This is a genomic window from Salinimicrobium sp. WS361 (genome assembly GCF_050750585.1).
Taxonomy (GTDB): Bacteria; Bacteroidota; Bacteroidia; order Flavobacteriales; family Flavobacteriaceae; genus Salinimicrobium.
Map to the genome: position 1 here is coordinate 47,466 of NZ_JBOJLM010000017.1, position 20,327 is coordinate 67,792.

The window sequence follows — 20,327 nt, forward strand, 5'->3', positions numbered from 1 at the left end:
GAACAAATGGCCGAAACTGCTTCAAATATTTTACCACTGGGCACACAGCTCATAGATTTTGAACTACCCGATGCTGTCACGGCAAACCTTCATTCTCTTGCCGATGTGGAGGGGGAACGAGGCACTGTGATCATGTTTTTGTGCAATCACTGTCCTTACGTGAAGCATGTGGTAGATGAAATTGTGAGGGTTGCGAATGATTACCGGGTTCTTGGTTTCGGGTTTGTAGCAATAAGCAGTAACGACGTGGAACAATATCCTGAAGATCACCCTGATCTCATGTGGCAGTTCGCCCGAAAACACAATTTTACTTTCCCTTACCTTTACGACCGCACACAGAAAGTAGCACGGAATTACAAAGCAGAATGCACACCCGATTTTTACCTTTTTGACGGGGAACAAAAACTGGTTTATCACGGCCAACTGGACAGCTCCCGACCCGGCAACGGACATTCTTTAAACGGCAGGGAACTGCGGGAAGCTCTGGATGCGCTTTTAGGCAGCCGCCCAATACCCGGACCTCAGAAACCCAGTGTTGGCTGCTCCATCAAATGGAAATACGCTCCAAAAGAATAAAGTTATTTATTATTGAAATATTGAATATTCAATATTTGTTGAGAAAATTTCTCAAGTCTCAAATCTAAGATCTGATATCTAAAAGCTAAAAGATTAACTCAGTTTTAACGGCAATAGAATTATTGAAGATCAATATTCCTTAATTTTACTCTTCTTTTATTCACATTAAATACAGTTGAAAATGAGCACATTAAGACTTGGTGACAAAGCCCCTAACTTCGATGCCGAAACTTCGGAAGGAAAGATAAACTTTTATGATTTTCTTGGTGACAGCTGGGGAATTCTATTTTCTCATCCTGCCGATTATACGCCTGTTTGTACTACCGAACTGGGAGCAGCCGCAAAATATAAAGACGAATTTGAAAAGCGGAATGTAAAGGTGATGGCCCTTAGTGTAGACGGTGTAGAGTCTCACAAAGATTGGATCAAGGATATCAATGAGACCCAAAATACCTCTGTGAACTTCCCGATTATTGCTGATGAAGACCGGAAGGTGGCCGATCTTTATGATATGATCCATCCCAATGCCGATAATACGCTTACCGTACGGTCAGTCTATGTCATTGCACCAGACAAGACCATAAAGTTGATGATCACTTACCCTGCCAGCACCGGGAGAAATTTTGAGGAGCTCCTACGGGTAATTGATTCGCTACAGCTAACGGCTTATAGAAAAGTTGCCACCCCGGCCAACTGGAAGTCGGGTGAAGATGTAGTTATTAGTCCGTCTGTAACAAACGAGGAAGCTGAAAAGTTATTCCCTAAAGGGTTTAAAGAAGTGAAACCTTATTTGAGGATGACGCCACAACCGGAATAAGAAAATTGTATATAGTAAGTATAATGTATTGTATAATCTGCTAACGTCTATCGACTAACGACTAACGTCTAACGTCTAACGTCTAACGTCTAACGTCTAACGTCTAAAAATAAAAAACCTCAGCTTCCATAGGGATACTGAGGTTTCTTAATTATAATAAATTTAAATATTTACTTCACTTTTACAAGCTCTACATCAAAGATAAGAGTTGCATCTGGTGGAATTACTCCGCCGGCACCACGTGAACCGTAAGCCAGGTTTGAAGGGATGACAAATCTCGCCTGGTCACCTTCTTTCAATAATTGAATTCCTTCGTCCCAACCTTCGATAACATGTCCTTTTCCTAATGGAAATTCGATAGGTTGTTTTCTTTTGTATGAGGAATCGAAAACTGTTCCGTCAGGTAACATTCCTTTATAATGAACTGAAACTGTTTTTCCTTTTTCAGCTTGTTTACCGTTACCTGTGGCAATCATCTTGTAACGTAATCCGCTACTGGTTTTTTCGAATCCCTGGGCCAACTCACCCATTAGTTCTTCCTGCTGCTTTTTAGCTGCCGCTTCTCTTTCGGCTTTTGCACCGTTGAACAAACGGAAAGATTCAACTGCATTAAAATTCTCAGCCGATTCACCTTCTCTGATGATCTCTACCTTATCTATAGTGTCACCCTGTTTAATAGCATCAACAACATCCTGCCCCTCAACCACGTGACCAAAGACAGTATGCTTCCCGTCAAGCCACGGAGTTGGAACGTGAGTAATAAAAAACTGACTACCGTTAGTACCGGGACCTGCATTGGCCATGGAAAGTATTCCGGGACGGTCATGTTTAAGATCGGGATGGATCTCGTCTTCAAACTGATAACCCGGTCCGCCAGATCCAGTACCTTTTGGGTCACCCCCCTGAACCATAAAATCGGGTATTACGCGGTGAAATTTGAGTCCGTCGTAATAAGGTGTTCCCTGTGGTTTAGCTTCATTTTCAAGTTTTCCCTCGGCCAGGGCTACAAAGTTCCCAACCGTTCCCGGTGTTTTCTCGTGCTCCAGCTTTATAGTTATTTCTCCTCTTGTGGTGTGGAGTTTTGCATATAATCCGTCGTTCATGTCTTGGTTTTAAGTTAAAGTGCAAAGATAATACAATGATGAAGGTTTAGGGAATAATGTATAACGAAAGAGGAAGAATTAGCAGAATGTTAAGGAAAATTTGCATTATATTGATTTTCCGAGAAATAGATCTCTAAATGAGATTCTTCACTCCGCAAAAGCTTCGCTCTGAATGACAAAGTACTCAATGTCATTCAGACGATAGGAGGAATCTCCCTCTCCAAATATCTGAGATTCTTCGTTTCGCAAAAGCTACGCTCTGAATGACAAAGTACTCAATGTCATTCCGACGATAGGAGGAATCTCCCTCTCCAAATATCTGAGATTCTTCGCTCCGCAAAAACTACGCTCTGAATGACAGAAGCCCTTCCCTTGTAATTCCGACGATAGGAGGAATCTCCCTCTCCAAATATCTGAGATTCTTCGCTTCGCAAAAGCTGCGCTCTGAATGACAGAAACCCTTCCCTTGTCATTCCGACGATAGGAGGAATCTCCCTCTCCAAATATCTGAGATTCTTCGCTCCGCAAAAACTACGCTCTGAATGACATAAGCCCTTCTCTTGTCATTCCAACGAAAGAGAAATCTTTTACTCATCCTTAGAGATTCTTCGCTTCGCAAAAGCTTCGCTCTGAATGACAAAGTACTCAATGTCATTCCGACGATAGGAGGAATCTCTCCTATTCAATCTTTTCTATTCAATCTCGTTATTCAGAAATTTCCAATCTGGATTAAATACATTGATCATTAAGTCCTTTTTTTTCCTACTCCAGCCTTTGATCTGCTTTTCCCTTTGAATAGCTATATTGACATCCTGATAATGTTCAAAATAAATAAGATAATAGCATCTATACCGGGTGGTAAAGTGTTTGCTTAGGGCATCCGGATGGGCATGAAAGTAAAGGCGTGCTTTTAAATCATTTGTAACTCCAGTATATAACACCGTTTTATTCTTGTTGGTCAAAATATAAACGAAATAGTTATGGGTGCCAAGGGTCTTCACGAAATGAAGTTAAGGAAAAAGATTCTTCACTCCGCAAAAGCTTCGCTCTGAATGACAAAGTACTCAATGTCATTCCGACGATAGGAGGAATCTCCCTCTCCAAATATCTGAGATTCTTCGCTTCGCAAAAGCTGCACTCTGAATGACAATAGTAAATTTCTCCGGGGCAAGCCCACGGAGCATTTTAGTGGAACACGTTTTCTAACTTTACAACATTTACTAACGAGGCAAGCCTCGGGGTATTTACCCTCCTATGAATAAAAAAGCCGAAACTTTCGCTCCGGCTGTTATTCATTATTCCTTAGACCTTTATCCTTTAATTGGCTACTTCGCTGATAAATTTAATCCTGTAGAGACGCAATTCTTCTTCATCGTAATCTCCATCAAATTCATCAAGTGCTTCTTCAATTTTATCGGTTTGAGCATCGAGGAAATATTCGTGCATTTCTTCCTGCTGGTCTTCGTCCAGGATCTCATCGATCCAGTAATTGATATTCAATTTGGTACCGCTATAGACTATTGCCTCCATTTCTTTAATGAAATCGTTCATCTCCATGCCTTTTGCTGCTGCAATGTCATCAAGAGGAAGCTTACGGTCTACGTTTTGAATAATGTATAATTTTAATCCGCTGTTTTGTCCTGTGGTTTTTACCACCAGGTCATCAGGTCGGGTAATGTCGTTTTCCTCAACGTAACGGGCAATAAGGTCTACAAACTTTTTACTGTAAGGTTTGGATTTTTTCCCTTCCCCTACTCCATGTATATTACCCAGCTCTTCAACCGATACCGGATATTTTAAAGCCATATCTTCCAAAGAAGGGTCCTGGAAAATTAAATGTGTAGCCAGCCCCAGGTCTTTGGCAATCTTCTTCCTTAAATCCTTAAGTATTTTGAGCAGTTCTTCATCTGTTCCTCCGCCCGATTTTGCTGCGGAAACTATTCCGTCATTCCCGGCCACTTCATAGATGTGGTCTTCGGTCATCATAAAGGAATCTGGCGTTTTCAGGAATTTCTCCCCTTTTTCGGTCAGTTTTACTACTCCGTATGTTTCGATATCCTTCCGAAGAAATCCGCCAACAAGAACCTGTCGTAATAAAGCCATCCAGTATTTATCGTCTTTCCCGGCACCTTTTCCGAAGAGTTCGTGTTCATCGGTGCGATGTGACTTAATAACCGCATTAGATTTTCCCACCAGGGTATTTACAACCTCTTTAGATTTGTACAGCTGTTTTGTCTCCTTCACCGTACGCAAAAGAAGTTCTACTTCATTCTTTGCTTCATGCTGCTTTTTGGGATTGCGAACGTTGTCATCCATATCGGCTCCCTCGCCGGTCTTTTCATCAAAATCTTCTCCAAAGTAGTGGAGGATAAATTTTCTTCTGGAAACAGAGGTTTCGGCAAAAGCGACAACTTCCTGTAAAAGGGCCTGTCCTATCTCCTGCTCGGCAACCGGTTTCCCGCTCATAAATTTCTCCAGCTTCTCAATATCTTTATAGGAGTAGAAAGCAAGGCAGTGACCTTCTCCTCCATCTCTTCCGGCACGACCAGTTTCCTGATAGTAACTTTCTATACTCTTGGGTATGTCATGGTGGATAACGAAACGAACATCGGGCTTGTCAATCCCCATTCCGAAGGCAATGGTAGCCACCACCACATCAACTTCTTCCATTAAGAACATATCCTGGTGCCTTGACCGGGTTTTGGCATCGAGACCTGCATGGTATGGAACAGCCGATATGCCGTTCACCTGCAGGGTTTGTGCCAGTTCTTCTACCCGCTTACGGCTAAGACAGTAAATGATCCCCGATTTTCCCTGGTTCTGTTTTATGAACCTGATGATATCGGCATCTACATTCTTTGTTTTAGGGCGTATCTCGTAATAAAGATTAGGACGATTAAATGAAGCCTTAAAAGTATTGGCATCTGTAATGGCAAGGTTCTTTAGAATATCTTCCTGCACCTTAGGCGTAGCTGTAGCCGTTAGACCTATAATAGGAATATCGTCTCCAATTCGCTTTACAATATGTCTTAAATTTCTATACTCGGGTCTAAAATCATGACCCCACTCACTAATACAATGCGCTTCATCAATGGCCAAAAATGAGATTTGTACGCTGCGTAGAAATTCGACATTTTCTTCTTTGGTGAGAGATTCGGGTGCTACATAAAGTAATTTAGTCACACCGTTAGTGATATCCTCTTTCACCTGCTTAACTTCGGTTTTGTTAAGGCTCGAGTTTAGAACGTGGGCAATTCCATTTTCCGAAGAAATTCCGCGAATGGCATCTACCTGGTTCTTCATCAAAGCGATAAGGGGAGAAACGACAATTGCAGTACCTTCCTTTATAAGTGCCGGCAACTGGTAACATAAAGATTTACCACCTCCGGTAGGCATCACCACAAAGGTGTTATGGTCATGGACTATACTTTTTATAACCTCCTCCTGGAGGCCCTTAAACTGGCTAAAACCAAAGTATTTCTTAAGTTGTTCGTGTAAATTGATTTCCTGCGAAGTCATTCAATTGTGTTACAATTTTACATACATTTGCATCAAATAAAGATACGTTTTTCTTTACTCCATACAATTTCTAACTCTACAAATTTGACACCTCAAGAAAAAATACTCTCTGTTGCCAGAGAAACCATTTTAACTGAAGCCAAAGCTATAGCAAATTTAGAGCAATTATTAGACCAAAATTTTGCTAAAGCTGTGCAGGCAGTATATAAATCAAAAGGAAGGGTAGTAATTACCGGAATAGGAAAAAGTGCCGCTATTGCCACAAAGATCGTTGCTACCTTAAATTCTACTGGCACGCCGGCAGTTTTTATGCATGCTGCCGATGCCATTCACGGCGATTTAGGGTCTATACTTCAGGACGATGTGGTTATTTGCATCTCAAAAAGTGGAAACACTCCCGAAATAAAAGTACTCGTCCCGCTCATAAAAAACTTTGGAAACCCCCTGATAGCAATAACAGGGAGTATCGACTCATTTTTGGGAAAACAAGCAGACTATATTCTCAATTCTTTTGTTGAAAAGGAAGCCTGCCCCAACAATCTTGCACCTACTACCAGCACCACTGCTCAGCTTGTAATTGGCGATGCTCTTGCCGTTTGCCTGCTGAACCTCAGAGGGTTCTCAAGTCAGGATTTCGCAAAATACCACCCGGGAGGTTCTTTAGGAAAACGACTTTACCTAAGGGTGAGCGATATTGCCGATCAGAATCAAAAGCCCGCAGTTACTCCCAACACGCCCGTGCCACAGGTGATCATTGAAATTTCTGAAAAAATGCTTGGTGTCACTGCTGTTCTTCAGGATGACAAAATTACCGGAATAGTAACTGACGGTGACATAAGACGTATGCTTCAAAAGAGTACAGACATCTCTAAACTAACCGCAGGAGACATTATGAGCGCCAATCCAAAGACCATCGAGAGTGATTCTATGGCTGTAGATGCGCTAGACGTGCTCGAAGACAACAAAATATCCCAGCTCCTGGCTGTAAAAGACGGAAAATATTACGGGGTAGTGCACTTGCACAACTTAATAAGGGAAGGAATTATTTAGAATGGCAAAAGTAAAAAAACCTGCCGATGAAATGTCATTTTTGGATCACCTGGAGGACCTGCGCTGGCACCTCATCAGGGCGTCTTTGGCAGTGGTAATTGCGGGCACGGCAGCTTTCCTGGCCAAAGGATTCATTTTTGACACCTTACTCTTTGGCCCTACTAGTGCCGATTTCCTTACTTATGACATTCTTTGTCGCCTCTCTACGTTTGTAGGACTCGAAGGCGGATTTTGTTTTGAAGATATGCCCTTCACCATACAATCGAGAACCATGGGCGGACAGTTCTCTGCCCACGTATGGACCTCGATCACTGCGGGATTTATTATCGCTTTTCCATACATTATATATGAGTTCTGGAAATTTATCTCTCCAGCCATGTATGCCAATGAAAGAAATACAGCAAGAGGCTTTATTTTCATCTCTTCGGTATTGTTCTTTATGGGAGTGCTTTTTGGCTATTATCTTGTTACGCCGCTTTCCATCAATTTCCTCGGAAAATACCAGGTAAGTGAGGTAGTACTCAATGAGTTTGACATTGGAAGTTACATAAGCCTGGTACGCTCTTCGGTGGTTGCCTGTGGGATCATTTTTGAACTACCCATAATCATCTACTTCCTCACAAAAATAGGATTGGTTACTCCCCAATTTCTTCGAAAGTATCGCAAGTTTGCACTGGTAATTGTGTTGATCCTTTCAGCAATAATTACCCCGCCAGATATTTTGAGTCAGATCATTGTTGCAATTCCGGTGTTGGTACTGTATGAAGTAAGTATTTTTATTTCCCGGATTGTAACCCGAAATGAAGCACGAAAACTAAAAAAACAACAGCCATGAAAAATCAGGTAGAAGAATTCAATGAATATCGCCAAAAGATGAATGACAAAATTCTTGGCGACAACAATAAAGTAATCAAGCGTATTTTTAATCTTGACACCAACGCATATGCCCCGGGTGCTCTCGATGTGAAGACTAAAGAACTGCTGGGTTTGGTAGCATCGGCCGTTTTACGCTGTGATGATTGTATCAAATACCACCTTGAAACCAGCTATAAAGAAGGTTTGTCAAAAGAAGAAGTAATGGAAGCCCTTAGTATCGCCACCCTTGTGGGAGGAACCATCGTGATCCCACACTTAAGAAGAGCGTATGAATTTTGGGAGGAGTTAGAAGCCCAGAGCTAATTTAAAGTTCAAAGTTTAAGATTCAAGGTTTAGAATTCCCAGAATCCCGACGGCGAAGTAATTTCTGAAAAAGAACAAAGGAAGAGGAAAGGAATAATATTTAAAATATGCTATTGCAAAGCTGCTACATTTAAGTTTTGAATACTATTATCTCCCCCTTAGTGACTCTGAGAACTAACCACGGCCCACTTTTTCTTATATTTATATATTAGCATGATATTTGAAGGTCTAATACTCAAGTCTAAAATCTCATATCTAACATCTCATATCTAAAGAATGAAGTTATACGCCGAAAGTCTTGTCAAATCCTACAAAGGTCGTGAAGTTGTGAAAGGAATTTCCCTGGAAGTAAACCAGGGGGAGATTGTTGGGCTTTTGGGCCCAAATGGAGCCGGTAAAACTACTTCTTTCTATATGATCGTGGGATTGATAAAGCCAAATGGCGGAAGGATCTTTCTGGACCGGGAGAACATCACCAAATTCCCCATGTATAAACGGGCACAATACGGGATTGGTTATTTGGCACAAGAAGCCTCGGTATTTCGCAAGCTGAGTATTGAAGACAATATTATGAGTGTTCTTGAGCTTACCGATCTTTCTAAAAAGGAGCGGCAAATGAAGATGGAGTCTTTGATCGAGGAGTTTGGGTTAGGACATATCCGCAAGAGCCGCGGAGATTTATTGAGTGGAGGAGAAAGACGGCGTACCGAAATAGCCCGCGCCCTGGCCACAGATCCCAACTTTATTCTACTGGATGAACCATTTGCCGGAGTAGATCCAGTGGCTGTGGAAGACATTCAGCGCATTGTAGCCCAACTGAAAAATAAAAATATAGGCATTCTTATTACCGACCATAACGTGCAGGAAACCCTGGCGATTACAGATCGTACCTATCTTATGTTTGAAGGACGTATCCTTAAAGCAGGAATACCCGAAGAACTTGCCGAAGATGAAATGGTGCGCAAGGTATACCTGGGACAGAACTTCGAACTCCGGAAAAAGAAAATTTTTCAGTAATCGTCAATTATTTAAAGTTGAGGTTAATTGTAATCGGCACGGATTGCAAATCCGCGCCAGCTGCATTTACGATTATAACCGATTCTCCATTTAATTCTTCCTATCTCTAAATTATAATCAGGTGTCAAAAAGGGCATTTTGGAGGGGAAATATTCTGATGGTTTTTTATTCAAAATAACCCGGCACGGATTATAAATCCGCGCCAGCTTTCAATTCATAATTTTAGATTCAAGAATCAGAAGTTCGAAATCTGCGCAAGCTTTTCTCTCTATGCACTTTCTCTAATGAAGTGTCTAAAATGGCATTTTAAAGAGGAAATATTTTGATGGTTTTAATCAGCATTCCCCGGCACGGATTATTAATCCGCGCCAGCTTTCAATTCAAAATTTTACATTCAAGAATCAGAGGTTCGAAATCTGCGCTAACTTTTCCCTCTATGCACTTTCTTTAATGAAGGGTCTAAAATGACATTTTGAAGAGGAAATATTTTGAGGTTTTCTAATCAGCATTCCCCGGCACGGATTATTAATCCGCGCCAGCTTTTCCCTCTATTTACACTCTCTAAAGGTGTCTAAAAAGGCATTTTGGAGAGAAAATATTCTGATATTTATAGTTAAATCCAGGTCCCGTAGGGACCAACTATAGGTAAAAAGGTTCTCCCACGAATAAATGTCCCGTAGGGACGAAAGGTGGGTTTACTATATACCTTAAAAAATATCTGTAATCAAAACTCCCCTCCAGGCATTATCTCATATGCCGTCCCAACAGGACGTGAATTTCATAATGATATTTGGAGCTACCTATAGAGCGTCCCTACGGGACTTTTACTTCTTCTCGTAAACTAAACCACTCTGCACTGAAAGTGCAGAGGTTTTTCTAACTGGGGACTGAAAGTCCCCAAGTTTATTCCAATATGAAATTGGAATTATCAGAACTGTCTCGGCGATGGTGTTCCAAATAGTCATTGACCATCTTATCTGTGACATTGCCCGTGCTCCAAACTCCATATCCGCTTGCTCAAAAGTGTTGCCCCCAATATCGCTCTTTTAGCTGTGGAAATTCTTGTTGCAGCTTGCGCGAAGATCTGCCTTTCAATTGTTTTACTATGTAACTAACATTTGTCTTGGGAGCATATTCTACGTGCATATGAACATGATCAGAACTGACCACTCCTTTAAGAATCTCTATTCCTTCAGCTTCACATATTTGAATCAGAAGCTCCCTACAACGCTTTTGAATATCGCCTTGCAAAACCTTATATCTGTACTTTGTAACCCAAACAAGATGACAGGTTAATCTGCTCACTGTATGAGATCCTTTTCTCTGAGTGCTACTCATTTTACGAAATTATAGATTTTTTCGCACTACTAAAGTTCTGCAATAAAATTGCAGGGTTTAAGACCCTAACCTGAGACCAATAAATCCAGGTCCCGTAGGGACCAACTATAGGTAAAAGGTTCTCCTATGAATAAAATGTCCCGTAGGGACGAAAGGTGGGTTTATTATATGCCTTAAACAATATCGGTAATTAAAATTAACCTCCAGGCATCCCTCATATGCCGTCCCTACAGGACGTGAATTTCATAATGGATATTTGAAGCTACCAATATAGCGTCCCTACGGGACCTTTACTTCTACTCGTAAGATAAATCCAGGTCCCGTAGGGACCAACTATAGGTAAAAAAGCTCTCCCATGAATAAAATGTCCCGTAGGGACGAAAGGTGGGTTTATTATATGCCTTAAAAAATATTGGTAATCAAAATTAACCTCCAGGCATCACCTCATATGCCGTCCCTACAGGACGTGAATTTCATAATGGATATTTGGAGCTACCTATATAGCGTTCCTACGGAACCTTTACTTCTACTCGTAAGATAAATCCAGGTCCCGTAGGGACCAACTATAGGTAAAAGGTTCTCCCATGAATAAAATGTCCCGTAGGGACGAAAGGTGGGTTTATTCCAAAGCAGAATAAATTTCTGAAAAATATTTGTCCTTCTTCCCTTCGTGAAAATTCTGCTAATTGACATATGCTCCACTACAGACTACAGACTACAGTCTACAGTCTACACCACAACCTAAGTTCTCTCCACCAGCCTCTCATCATCATTTTTATTAGTGATCATTGAGATCACCACATAACTCAAAATTATCACCGGGATAGCCGCGAATTGAAGAAGTATCAGCAGGACTACACAAAAGATAAGGAACAGGTAACGGATTTTATTTTCGGCAAAGCCCCAGCTACTGAATTTTAAGGCAAATAAAGGAACCTCGGCATTCAGCATAAAACAGCTGAACAAGGTCAAAATAGCAAGAAACCAGGGATTTAAAATTATATCTACCAAAAATGGCTGTGGCTGAAAAATAAGGATCAGCGGCAGACTCAATATCAGTAAGGCATTTGCCGGTGTGGGAAGGCCAATAAAGGAATCGGTTTGCCGCTCGTCAATATTGAACTTTGCCAATCTATAGCCAGACGCGAGGGTAACAAGCAACCCTAGCAGAGCGAGAGCCGGAAAATTCCATTCCATCAGGTCGTGCCCCGCTGTCCAGTCGGTAGATTGCGCCGCTGCTCCGGGCAGGGCCTGTCTAAACAACTGAAACATTACAATCCCCGGCACCAATCCGCTGGTAACCATATCGGCAAGGGAATCGAGTTGTAATCCCAGTTCCGATTTCACATTGAGGAGTCGTGCAGCAAGTCCGTCAAAAAAATCAAAAAAGATACCCAGGGCCACAAAGATCGCAGCCATCACCAGGTCTCCCTGTACAGCAAATATTGCCGCAATGCTGCCACTAAAAAGATTGACCAATGTTATGGCGTTAGGAATATGTCTGGTTATGCTCATAGGGCTTGTTTTCTGTAAAAATAGTAAAAATCCTGTTGCCCTTTATGGGCTGCCGGTTGTGTTCCAATTTAACAAATTCACTGCCCCAGTATTTCCATCCACTCTGCAGCTTTTCATGGTTTACTGGTAATTGCTAATTGTTTAAATTTGTCTTCTACACCAAGATATGAAAAACTTCCTGTACGCTTTACTTTCCGGAATTTTACTGGCCTTAGCCTGGCCTACTTATGGTTTCCCCCTGCTGTTGTTCTTTGCTTTCGTGCCTTTGCTTTACGCAGAACACAGCATCAGGATCAAGCAGGCACATAACAGGAAATGGAAGATCTTTGGCCTTTCCTACCTGAGCTTCATTATCTGGAATTTAGTTACTACCTACTGGCTCTACTTTTCCACTCCTTTTGGAGGCATTTTTGCCATCACGGTAAACTCCCTACTCATGTCGCTGGTGTTCCTACTGTTCCATATAGTGGCAAAAAGGGTAAATTTCAAGGCTTCTTCTTCTTTTCTTATAAGTATCTGGATATGTTTTGAGTACCTGCACCTCAACTGGGAATTTTCATGGCCATGGCTCAATCTTGGTAATGCTTTTTCTGAATTTCCTCACTGGATACAGTGGTATGAATTTACAGGAACTTTTGGAGGAACACTATGGGTGTGGCTCACAAATATCGCACTCCTGAAGATGTTGCTGCTTTACAAAGAGCACAAAGCAAAAGAAATCCTTTATCGCGGACTGTTCAAAAACGGACTCCTTATTCTTCTTCCTATTTTGATCTCGTATGTGATCTTATGGAATTATGAAGAGAGTGAAGAAACTATTGAAGCTGTTGTTTTACAACCCAACATCAACCCTTATACAGAGAAATATTTTACTTCAGATGTCCGCATAGGGCAGTTACTTACCGATCTTGCTGAAGAGGCAGTCACTCCCGAAACAAAAATAGTCATAGCACCTGAAACTGTTTTCGCCTACGGAACGGTTTTGAGCCGCTTTGAAGATTCTGAAGCCAATTTCTTTACAAGCCGGTTTGTAAATGAGCATCCAAAAATGTCATTTTTGAGTGGTATTTCCATGTACGAGAGGTTCAATGATCCGGGAAGGGTACGGGAGCAAACCAACCAGTTAGGACCAAATGACTGGTATGACGATTATAATTCAGCTTTTATGATCTCTGCGAATGATTCAGTGCATTTTTATCACAAATCGAAACTTGTGGTTGGCGTAGAGAATTTCCCATATCAGGAGGTTTTAAGGCCTCTCCTTGGAAATGTTATGATAGACCTGGGTGGTACAGTCGCTATGAAAACCACGCAGGAGAAAAGGGCCACTTTTGAAATCCCTACTTCTGAAGAAGTGGGGCCAATAATTTGCTATGAGTCAGTTTATGGAGATTTTGTGACCGGCTACGTTAGAGAAGGGGCCGACTTTTTAGCTATTATCACTAATGATGCATGGTGGGGCAACACCCAGGGACACAAACAACACCTTAGTTATGCCCGGTTGCGAGCTATTGAAAACAGGAGAGCCATTGCCAGAAGTGCCAACACGGGAATTTCAGCTTTTATCAACGAAAAAGGCGAAATCACTTCAACCTTAGGATATGAAGAACAGGGAGCTCTTCGCGGGGAAGTAACTCTCAACGACCGGCTCACCTTTTACAGCCGCTTTGGAGACTACATCGCCAGGGTCTCCCTGTTCCTTGCATTGTTTATTTTTCTGTTTGCTGTTATACCCTGGAAGAGATCACGCAAATAAACACCTGCAGTAGAATTAATACTTCCGGCATGCAGGAATCTTTTATTACAAATAATTTAATTCTCGCCGGGAATATTTTCTTCAGAGGTAACGAAAGTATTCTTCCTGCTTTTTTTAATCTTCAGCTGTAAAAGAACAAGCATTGTAAACAGGCTTCCTGTAAAGATCAGGAGCAACATAAAGATTTCATGGGAGATGGAGGATATTCCGCCGCCGTAGAAAGCCACCTTCCGGAATCCATTCAAAAAATGAGTAACGGGAATAATTTCAGCAAAAGCAGTTATTGCAGGGGGCATTGCCAAAGAAGGCCAGGTAAAGCCGCTTAAAATAAATGCAGGTGTAGAGATCACCATAAGAAGTTCTGTAGCCTTCAACTGGTTAGGAAATACAATTGAGAACAACATTCCAATTCCCATTGAAGCCAGGGTCAATAAAGTGGTTAAGATTAGCATGGGGATACTGAAGATCTCCGCCTCTATCCTGAAGTAAGGCAGAAATTGACTAACTACAGCCCACATAAAAGGAATCAGGATCAGGAAAGGAACAGCCTTTAGAACAATATGATAAAATGCCCATTTATGCCTGCCGGCAAGTTCACGAAAATATCCATCTTCAAAATCTCTCGCAAAAACCAGGGCTAAAGCTAAAAATATTACTTGCTGCATAATGGCCGCCAATAGTCCCGGGAGCATAAAAGTGAGATAATTCCCGGTAGCATTGTACATCTTATTAAAGTTGATGCTGAAGCTCTCATAAGCTTCAAGAGCCTGAGCGGGTGGCATTCCCAGTTTTTTCAAACCCTCAATCTCTACACCCGCATTCATGGTCATTAGAACCGCCTGAATATTCTTACTTGCGGTATTGGCATTAAGAATATTCACCATATTGAGATCTACCCTAACTTCAGGATGCCTTTTTTGCAGGATTGCAGCTTCAAAGCCTTTTGGGATATTCACTACAGCAATATATTCATTTAAAGGCATTTCACTTTGAATCTTTCCGGGGGTATATCTTACATCGCTCACCTTTATGGCCTCATTATCTTCAAAGGCATCTATGAGCCTATCGCTAACCGGGGAATGATCTTCATCTACTATGATAATGGGAAGGTTGATCACTTTAGCCTGGCTATAAACATAACCGAGTAAAAATCCGTACAGCACAGGAGCCCCAAAAAAGATGGCAAGAAGCACTTTGTTTGAAAATATGCGCCGGAATTCTATTTTTAGCAATCTCTTAAAATCCTTCATTTTAGTGTTTTAATATGATGGTGCTGTTCATAAAATAGTTTGCGGCCGCAGTACTTTCAGGAACCAGTTTTAATTCATATACCGGCTCCGATAGTTGATACATTGGTGCTGTACTTGAAATATCTGAGTAGTGTGCAAGCTGTTTCACCGCAACAAGACGTGAGGATATTTCTTCTTTGGTGTATGGATTGACTACCGTTAAAACATCTCCCACTTTAAAGTCATAGACCTGGGATTCGGGGATACTAAACCTAAAATACATACTATTTTTTTCGTACCCGTTGAATAATGGGTAGCCTGGAGTAAGTAATTCTCCTTCACTTAAACTCACAGTTTCAATGGTCATATCTTTGGGTGCAATGAGGTATTGCTCCATAGATGCACTCATCACCTCTTCTTTTGATCCCAATGCCCTGTCTAACTGTCCCTGTGCCTGGTTGATTTGCTCTGTGCGGGCACCTTTTTCTACTTCCTGCTGTTTTGCCTGCAGGGCATCTACCTGTGCCCGGGCCATTCCCAGCTTCATTTTCACTTCATCATATTGTTGCCTGCTTACCAAAGAATCCTGGTACATGGCCTCAATCCTTTTAAAAGATTCCTTTGCAAAATCAAGTTGTGCCTTACCTGCATTGAGCTGTCCTTCAATTTGCTCAAGTTGCTCTAAAGTCGCTCCATTAAACGCCATATCCAGTTGACCCCGGGCTGCTGTAACAGCACCTTCGGCTTGCTTCATCTTTGCATTCACTTCAGGAATATCAATGAATGCCAGGGTATCTCCTTTTTTTACTTCCTGGCCTTCTTCCACAGAAATCTCTATGATCCTGCCGGGAAGTTTACCGCTAACAGCAATGGTTTCAAATTTCACTTTCCCTCTAAGTGCCGGGATTCTCTCATCATTGTTACAGGAACCAAGGCTGATAACAGCGATAATGCTCACAATAATTCTACTATATAAGTTCATTGTTTCTTTTTTATTTTTTTAGTATTCCAGCTGACCTTTGGCGTGACGGAGATCAATCATTGCCCTTCGCTCCTTAAAAATAGATTCCTGTAGGTGAAATCCTGCCTGTTCAAGGTCTCTGAGGGCATCAAGTACATCGCTAACCGATGCAAGATCATTGCGGTACTGCTTGTTCACCATTTCATAAGTTTCTGCGGCAAGGTCGATCTCCTTTTGTACGATTTGCGTGTTCTGCCGGGCAGCTGCAAGGTTGAGTTCTGCTTTAGTAATAGAGAGAGCAATCATTTCTTCAGCCTCCTTCAGCTTTTCCCTGTATTTAAGAGCTTCAAATTTTGACTGCTTACTTTTAAGGTTAGCCTGGTTCCCGTCGAAAAGATTCCACTTCACCCCTACCCCTACGTACCATCGTGGATCTAGAAGAGAAAGGTCATCTTCCAATAACTCATAATGTCCTTTTAAAGCTAACTTGGGAATGAAATTATTTCTTTCCATTTTCGCTTTGCTAAGGCTGGCTTTTTCAGCTTCTTCCAGGGCTTTAACTTCATCCCTTTTTTCTACAGGTTCTTCTTTCACCACATTAAAGGGCACAAGTTGTGGAGTAAGCATTATTAATTGTTCCGTATTAACACCCGTTAACTGCTGTAAGACCTCCAGAAGCAAAGTGCGGTTTTGTTCAAATTCCAGCTGTTTACCTATAAGTTGTTGTTTTGCGAGTTCGATCTTCTTGCGTTCTATAGGGGTGGCCAGACCATTCTCAATAGCTTTGTTAACATACAGGTTTTGTTGTGCAAGATATTCTTCGGAAGTCTTTAAAACTTTTTCTGAAGCGTTCACCAACGCCAGTTGATCATAGGTCTCAATGATTTTAAGAGCTATTTTATCCTGAAGGGCTGAGCCTGCAAAATTTATAGATGCTTCCTTATGTTTACTGGCTTTAAGTGCGCCTGAAGCCTGAAAGCCACTAAATAAGACCCAGTCGACATCTACTGAAGATTTTAAAATGTTCTTCTGCTGAATGGCAGGAACCTCCTTTACCGGAAGTCCCTCAGGAAAACCAGCATTAAACGGTAGCCCCACGGCTTCTTTTATAAGTAACTTTTGAGTTCCCAGGAGCAAAGTCTCGGTATCGCTGTCAAATCTGAGGTCATCATCAAGTCTGGTGTAATTTCCATTGACAGTGATCTTGGGAAGAAATACCGATCTGGCAAGTTTTTGATCAATTACGGCCTGTTGGGCCTCTATCTCATTTTGATTAAGTTCATGGTTTTTGTTCAGGCCTTTTTCAATTAGTTCCATCAGCTGTGGTTCCAATTGTTGGGCACTACCTGGAGTGGGAAGTAACCCCATGAGGAATATAAAAAAAGCACTTACACCTATCCTTTTTCTTTGCATTCTTAGTTCTTTAAATTAGGGTGCAAAGATCCGGCTCAAGAGCGGTCTTTCTTTTGACCTAAATCAAAAAGCGAATAGCATAAGAAGAGGTTATAACTTTCTTTTCCTGATGCGGCTTAAGGTTTCCTGGGACATTCCCAGGTAAGAAGCAATGAGTCCCAGCGGTACACGGTAAGTAATATCGGGATATTCTGAGAGCATGAAGTCATATCTTTCCCGGGCGGACTGGAACTGTATGGCATTGATTTTATGAACTAATTTAGTGAGCATTTCAGTAGCCAAAAGCCGCCCCAACCTTTCCATTTTATGGTACCTGTCAAAAAGGAGGTCCAACTGCTCTTTGGTGATAGACAAAATTACAGAATCTTCGAGAATTTCAAGATAATAGGTACTGGGGCTCTCCTGAAAAAAACTCTCCAAACTTGACATGAACCTGCCTTCTCCAAAGAACAACTGCGTGATCTCTTTGCCGTCGCTATTGAGATAATAATTTCTGGCTATTCCTTTTTCAACGAAATATAAATTTCGGCATATTTTGCCCTGTTCCACCAGTATCTCATTCTTTGACACCTCTTTCCTCTCAAAATGAGACAGGATATCTTCAAGTTCCTCTTCAGAAAAATCGACTAGAGTATGTAGGAATTCAGCTAATTTCATAAACTATTGTGCGCTATTCAAATTCGCTCTCAATTCAATATTTTAAGAAGATCATTGTCCTCTGAAAAATATAACCGTACTGAGCGTTTTAGTAAGAATGGTAATATCGAGAAAGATATTACGGTGCTTGATATAATAAAGATCATACTGCAGCTTTTCCAGGCTATCGGCGTGGCTGTCGGCATAATCGGTCATCACCTGTGCCCAGCCGGTGAGACCAGGTTTGATGAAATGGCGGGTATCGTAAAAGGGTATTAATTCAGATAATTCTTTTACAAATACAGGTCTTTCAGGTCGGGGGCCTATAAGGCTCATTTCCCCTTTCAAAATATTGTAGAACTGCGGAAATTCATCCAGTCTTGAACGCCGAAGAAATTTTCCGAAGCGGGTAATACGCACATCATTCTTTGTGGCCCACACGGCCCCATCAGGTTCAGCATTATAGCGCATGGTACGAAACTTCAGTATTTTGAACGTTTCACCACTCCTGCCAATCCTTTCCTGCTGGTAAAACAATGAGCCTTTGTTTGCTATCATATTTCCGAAGTAAATAAAAGGCAACAAAAGGGCGCCTATAATAATCCCAATGATAGAAACAAGGATATCAAAAAGCCTGTGAAAAAACAGGTAAAATTTATTATCGTTACTGCGGCTTAGAGGAAAGAACTGGTAAAAGTTACGTTCAATATGTTGTACCGGGATCCTGTGAGTTTTATCTTCATACACCTCATTAAAATCTTTCACCGGAAAGCCATTTTTGAGAAGAATAAGAACCTGACTATAAAATCCTTCGGCCGTAGAACTGACATCAGAAATGAGGATCTCATCAATATTCTGCTCCCGTACAATTTCTGAGAGGTTGGTTCCTGAAAAATCTTCTAAGCCCAATTTTTCAGAATTAATCACATCACCACCACCGGGATTCACCAGCCCCACAATATTGTAATTGGGATCGGACCGCTGCAGGTGCAGGGCTACGAGTTCAACTTCCAATGGTTCGCCAATAATTAAAACCCTTCGATAAAACCTGGGCGTAGAAATAAGCGCAATGTAGGAGAACCGCCACAGCAGCAGGGTAAAACAAATTGTAAGAAAAAAATACAGAATTTGTAAGCGGTTGTCGGGTAGTACGGGTGTAAAAACAGGAGTCATCAAGTACAACAATACCACGGCCCAAGTCGCTAGAACTACATTTTTGAGTACTCTATAGTAGCTACTTGCCTTTTGCAGATCATAGAGTTCAAAAATGCCGCAAAACAGGTTCAAGTAGATGGCCAGCACTATAGCCCAATGCCAGGACCCCAGCTCAATATTGAAGTATTCTACCCGAAAAAGAATTCCTACAACGTATAATGCCAAAAGCACCCAAAGGATATCGAAAGTACGCAGAAAGATTTTGCGCTCGGAGATCTCGAAATGCATTTTGTTTTTATGAGGCATGTAAATATTTTACCGGGTAAATATACATAAGTCTTATATGGAGCTTATCTATTACCTTTAACTTTTTCAATCAAATAAAATTTTCAATCTCCCCTTTGGTTGTCGGTTGTCGGTTGTCGGTTGTCGGTTGTCGGTTGTCGGTTGTCGGTTGTCGGTTGTCGGTTGTCGGTTGTCGGTTGTCGGTTGTCGGTTGTCGGTTGTCGGTTGTCGGTTTAAAGGAAGCAAAAATGACAATGCATAATTAAAAACTGATTTTCAACTTTTCCAGTTCTTCTCAACGTATTGGATGAAAGAAAATATCTTACCTCCCAGTAAATCATACCTGCTTCTAAGATCCTTAACTTCAGAGATCTCATAAAGCTCATCGATCATCTCCAGCTGAGACAAACATTCAAGAAGAGAGGCATGGCTGTAGATAAGGTATTTGATGAAATCCTGTTTATAGGCTCTTCTACCATATCCTTCTACAATATTATCTTTTACACTCTTCGAAGATCGCCTCACCTGACTCCCCTGTTCGTAAAGTTCAAACTTTGGCAATTTCAGCGAAACTTTATGTACTTCAATAGCATAGGCAAAAGCCAAATTGTAAATGTCGAGATCTTTGTAGCTTTTCATGTTTTTCGGTTGTTGGTTGGCGGTTTTAGAACCTTGAATTTAATTTAAGAAAACTGAGCGAAGCGAAGTTTTTAGAACTGAGAACTCACAACTGAGAACTCACAACTGAGAACTCACAACTGAGAACTCACAACTGAGA

At 41.4% G+C, this 20,327-nt stretch carries 17 protein-coding genes and 1 pseudogene; 7 read left to right on the plus strand and 11 right to left on the minus strand.

Translation table 11 applies throughout. The annotated features are described in order from the left end of the window. Window positions 1-6: 6 nt before the first annotated feature. Window positions 7-576 (plus strand): thioredoxin family protein, encoded by a 570-nt coding sequence (locus tag ACQ93I_RS14550; protein ID WP_431699149.1) that lies wholly within the window; start codon window positions 7-9, stop codon window positions 574-576. Window positions 577-757: 181 nt separating this feature from the next. Beyond that, on the plus strand, window positions 758-1,393 hold the full coding sequence (locus tag ACQ93I_RS14555; RefSeq protein WP_431699132.1) for a peroxiredoxin: 636 nt from the start codon (window positions 758-760) through the stop codon (window positions 1,391-1,393). 170 nt (window positions 1,394-1,563) lie between these two features. Here ACQ93I_RS14555 and ACQ93I_RS14560 read toward each other — a convergent pair whose 3' ends face one another. The 3 genes from ACQ93I_RS14560 to ACQ93I_RS14570 form a co-directional block, all read right to left on the minus strand. Further along, window positions 1,564-2,496, minus strand: coding sequence for a peptidylprolyl isomerase (locus tag ACQ93I_RS14560; RefSeq protein WP_431699133.1), 933 nt, complete (start codon window positions 2,494-2,496; stop codon window positions 1,564-1,566). A 692-nt stretch (window positions 2,497-3,188) separates the two neighbouring features. Beyond that, window positions 3,189-3,497 carry a GIY-YIG nuclease family protein gene (locus ACQ93I_RS14565; protein ID WP_431699134.1) on the minus strand — a complete coding sequence of 103 codons (309 nt, stop codon included), beginning with the start codon at window positions 3,495-3,497 and terminating at the stop codon, window positions 3,189-3,191. Window positions 3,498-3,813: 316 nt separating this feature from the next. Next, the gene (locus ACQ93I_RS14570; protein WP_431699135.1) at window positions 3,814-6,015 is read right to left on the minus strand and encodes a RecQ family ATP-dependent DNA helicase; all 2,202 of its coding nucleotides are present in this window, start codon (window positions 6,013-6,015) and stop codon (window positions 3,814-3,816) included. 84 nt (window positions 6,016-6,099) lie between these two features. Between ACQ93I_RS14570 and ACQ93I_RS14575 the strand changes: the two genes are divergently transcribed. The 4 genes from ACQ93I_RS14575 to lptB all read left to right on the plus strand — a co-directional run bounded on the left by ACQ93I_RS14575 (window position 6,100) and on the right by lptB (window position 9,261). Beyond that, the gene (locus ACQ93I_RS14575; protein ID WP_345598058.1) at window positions 6,100-7,065 is read left to right on the plus strand and encodes a KpsF/GutQ family sugar-phosphate isomerase; all 966 of its coding nucleotides are present in this window, start codon (window positions 6,100-6,102) and stop codon (window positions 7,063-7,065) included. 1 nt (window position 7,066) lies between these two features. After that, the gene (gene tatC, locus ACQ93I_RS14580) at window positions 7,067-7,900 is read left to right on the plus strand and encodes a twin-arginine translocase subunit TatC (protein WP_345598056.1); all 834 of its coding nucleotides are present in this window, start codon (window positions 7,067-7,069) and stop codon (window positions 7,898-7,900) included. Beyond that, on the plus strand, window positions 7,897-8,244 hold the full coding sequence (locus tag ACQ93I_RS14585) for a carboxymuconolactone decarboxylase family protein (RefSeq protein WP_431699136.1): 348 nt from the start codon (window positions 7,897-7,899) through the stop codon (window positions 8,242-8,244). Before tatC ends, ACQ93I_RS14585 begins: the two co-directional genes overlap by 4 nt. A gap of 276 nt (window positions 8,245-8,520) precedes the next feature. Beyond that, a complete protein-coding gene (lptB, locus tag ACQ93I_RS14590; protein WP_431699137.1) occupies window positions 8,521-9,261 on the plus strand; it encodes an LPS export ABC transporter ATP-binding protein in 741 nt (246 codons plus the stop codon). 903 nt (window positions 9,262-10,164) lie between these two features. Here lptB and tnpA read toward each other — a convergent pair. Both tnpA and ACQ93I_RS14600 read right to left on the minus strand, forming a co-directional pair. Beyond that, window positions 10,165-10,599 (minus strand): annotated as a pseudogene (gene tnpA, locus ACQ93I_RS14595) (IS200/IS605 family transposase). 741 nt (window positions 10,600-11,340) lie between these two features. Then, window positions 11,341-12,114, minus strand: coding sequence for a CDP-alcohol phosphatidyltransferase family protein (locus tag ACQ93I_RS14600; RefSeq protein ID WP_431699138.1), 774 nt, complete (start codon window positions 12,112-12,114; stop codon window positions 11,341-11,343). A 166-nt stretch (window positions 12,115-12,280) separates the two neighbouring features. On the opposite strand from ACQ93I_RS14600, the gene lnt reads away from it, so the two are divergent. Further along, window positions 12,281-13,870 (plus strand): apolipoprotein N-acyltransferase, encoded by a 1,590-nt coding sequence (gene lnt / locus ACQ93I_RS14605; RefSeq protein WP_431699139.1) that lies wholly within the window; start codon window positions 12,281-12,283, stop codon window positions 13,868-13,870. Window positions 13,871-13,926: 56 nt separating this feature from the next. On the opposite strand, the gene ACQ93I_RS14610 is transcribed toward lnt, so the two are convergent. The 6 genes from ACQ93I_RS14610 to ACQ93I_RS14635 all read right to left on the minus strand — a co-directional run bounded on the left by ACQ93I_RS14610 (window position 13,927) and on the right by ACQ93I_RS14635 (window position 20,188). Continuing rightward, window positions 13,927-15,120, minus strand: coding sequence for an ABC transporter permease (locus tag ACQ93I_RS14610; protein ID WP_431699140.1), 1,194 nt, complete (start codon window positions 15,118-15,120; stop codon window positions 13,927-13,929). A gap of 1 nt (window position 15,121) precedes the next feature. Then, complete coding sequence (locus ACQ93I_RS14615) at window positions 15,122-16,081, minus strand: HlyD family secretion protein (RefSeq protein WP_431699142.1); 960 nt, start codon at window positions 16,079-16,081, stop codon at window positions 15,122-15,124. An 18-nt stretch (window positions 16,082-16,099) separates the two neighbouring features. Next, window positions 16,100-17,473 carry a TolC family protein gene (locus tag ACQ93I_RS14620; protein ID WP_431699143.1) on the minus strand — a complete coding sequence of 458 codons (1,374 nt, stop codon included), beginning with the start codon at window positions 17,471-17,473 and terminating at the stop codon, window positions 16,100-16,102. Between the two features lie 90 nt (window positions 17,474-17,563). After that, entirely contained in the window at window positions 17,564-18,130 is a 567-nt protein-coding gene (locus ACQ93I_RS14625; RefSeq protein WP_431699145.1) for a Crp/Fnr family transcriptional regulator, read from the minus strand. 51 nt (window positions 18,131-18,181) lie between these two features. Then, a complete protein-coding gene (locus ACQ93I_RS14630; protein WP_431699146.1) occupies window positions 18,182-19,570 on the minus strand; it encodes an exopolysaccharide biosynthesis polyprenyl glycosylphosphotransferase in 1,389 nt (462 codons plus the stop codon). A gap of 255 nt (window positions 19,571-19,825) precedes the next feature. Beyond that, window positions 19,826-20,188, minus strand: coding sequence for a four helix bundle protein (locus tag ACQ93I_RS14635; RefSeq protein WP_431699147.1), 363 nt, complete (start codon window positions 20,186-20,188; stop codon window positions 19,826-19,828). Window positions 20,189-20,327 lie beyond the last annotated feature (139 nt).

What these genes read in the sequence shown, in the direction of transcription:
- ACQ93I_RS14630 (WP_431699146.1), bottom strand. Translation starts at nt 19,570, where the DNA reads ATGCCTCATAAAAACAAAATGCATTTCGAGATCTCCGAGCGCAAAATC.
- ACQ93I_RS14625 (WP_431699145.1), bottom strand. Translation starts at nt 18,130, where the DNA reads ATGAAATTAGCTGAATTCCTACATACTCTAGTCGATTTTTCTGAAGAG.
- ACQ93I_RS14560 (WP_431699133.1), bottom strand. Translation starts at nt 2,496, where the DNA reads ATGAACGACGGATTATATGCAAAACTCCACACCACAAGAGGAGAAATA.
- lptB (WP_431699137.1), top strand. Translation starts at nt 8,521, where the DNA reads ATGAAGTTATACGCCGAAAGTCTTGTCAAATCCTACAAAGGTCGTGAA.
- ACQ93I_RS14615 (WP_431699142.1), bottom strand. Translation starts at nt 16,081, where the DNA reads ATGAACTTATATAGTAGAATTATTGTGAGCATTATCGCTGTTATCAGC.
- ACQ93I_RS14555 (WP_431699132.1), top strand. Translation starts at nt 758, where the DNA reads ATGAGCACATTAAGACTTGGTGACAAAGCCCCTAACTTCGATGCCGAA.
- ACQ93I_RS14610 (WP_431699140.1), bottom strand. Translation starts at nt 15,120, where the DNA reads ATGAAGGATTTTAAGAGATTGCTAAAAATAGAATTCCGGCGCATATTT.
- ACQ93I_RS14570 (WP_431699135.1), bottom strand. Translation starts at nt 6,015, where the DNA reads ATGACTTCGCAGGAAATCAATTTACACGAACAACTTAAGAAATACTTT.
- lnt (WP_431699139.1), top strand. Translation starts at nt 12,281, where the DNA reads ATGAAAAACTTCCTGTACGCTTTACTTTCCGGAATTTTACTGGCCTTA.
- tatC (WP_345598056.1), top strand. Translation starts at nt 7,067, where the DNA reads ATGGCAAAAGTAAAAAAACCTGCCGATGAAATGTCATTTTTGGATCAC.
- ACQ93I_RS14600 (WP_431699138.1), bottom strand. Translation starts at nt 12,114, where the DNA reads ATGAGCATAACCAGACATATTCCTAACGCCATAACATTGGTCAATCTT.
- ACQ93I_RS14550 (WP_431699149.1), top strand. Translation starts at nt 7, where the DNA reads ATGGCCGAAACTGCTTCAAATATTTTACCACTGGGCACACAGCTCATA.
- ACQ93I_RS14620 (WP_431699143.1), bottom strand. Translation starts at nt 17,473, where the DNA reads ATGCAAAGAAAAAGGATAGGTGTAAGTGCTTTTTTTATATTCCTCATG.
- ACQ93I_RS14585 (WP_431699136.1), top strand. Translation starts at nt 7,897, where the DNA reads ATGAAAAATCAGGTAGAAGAATTCAATGAATATCGCCAAAAGATGAAT.
- ACQ93I_RS14635 (WP_431699147.1), bottom strand. Translation starts at nt 20,188, where the DNA reads ATGAAAAGCTACAAAGATCTCGACATTTACAATTTGGCTTTTGCCTAT.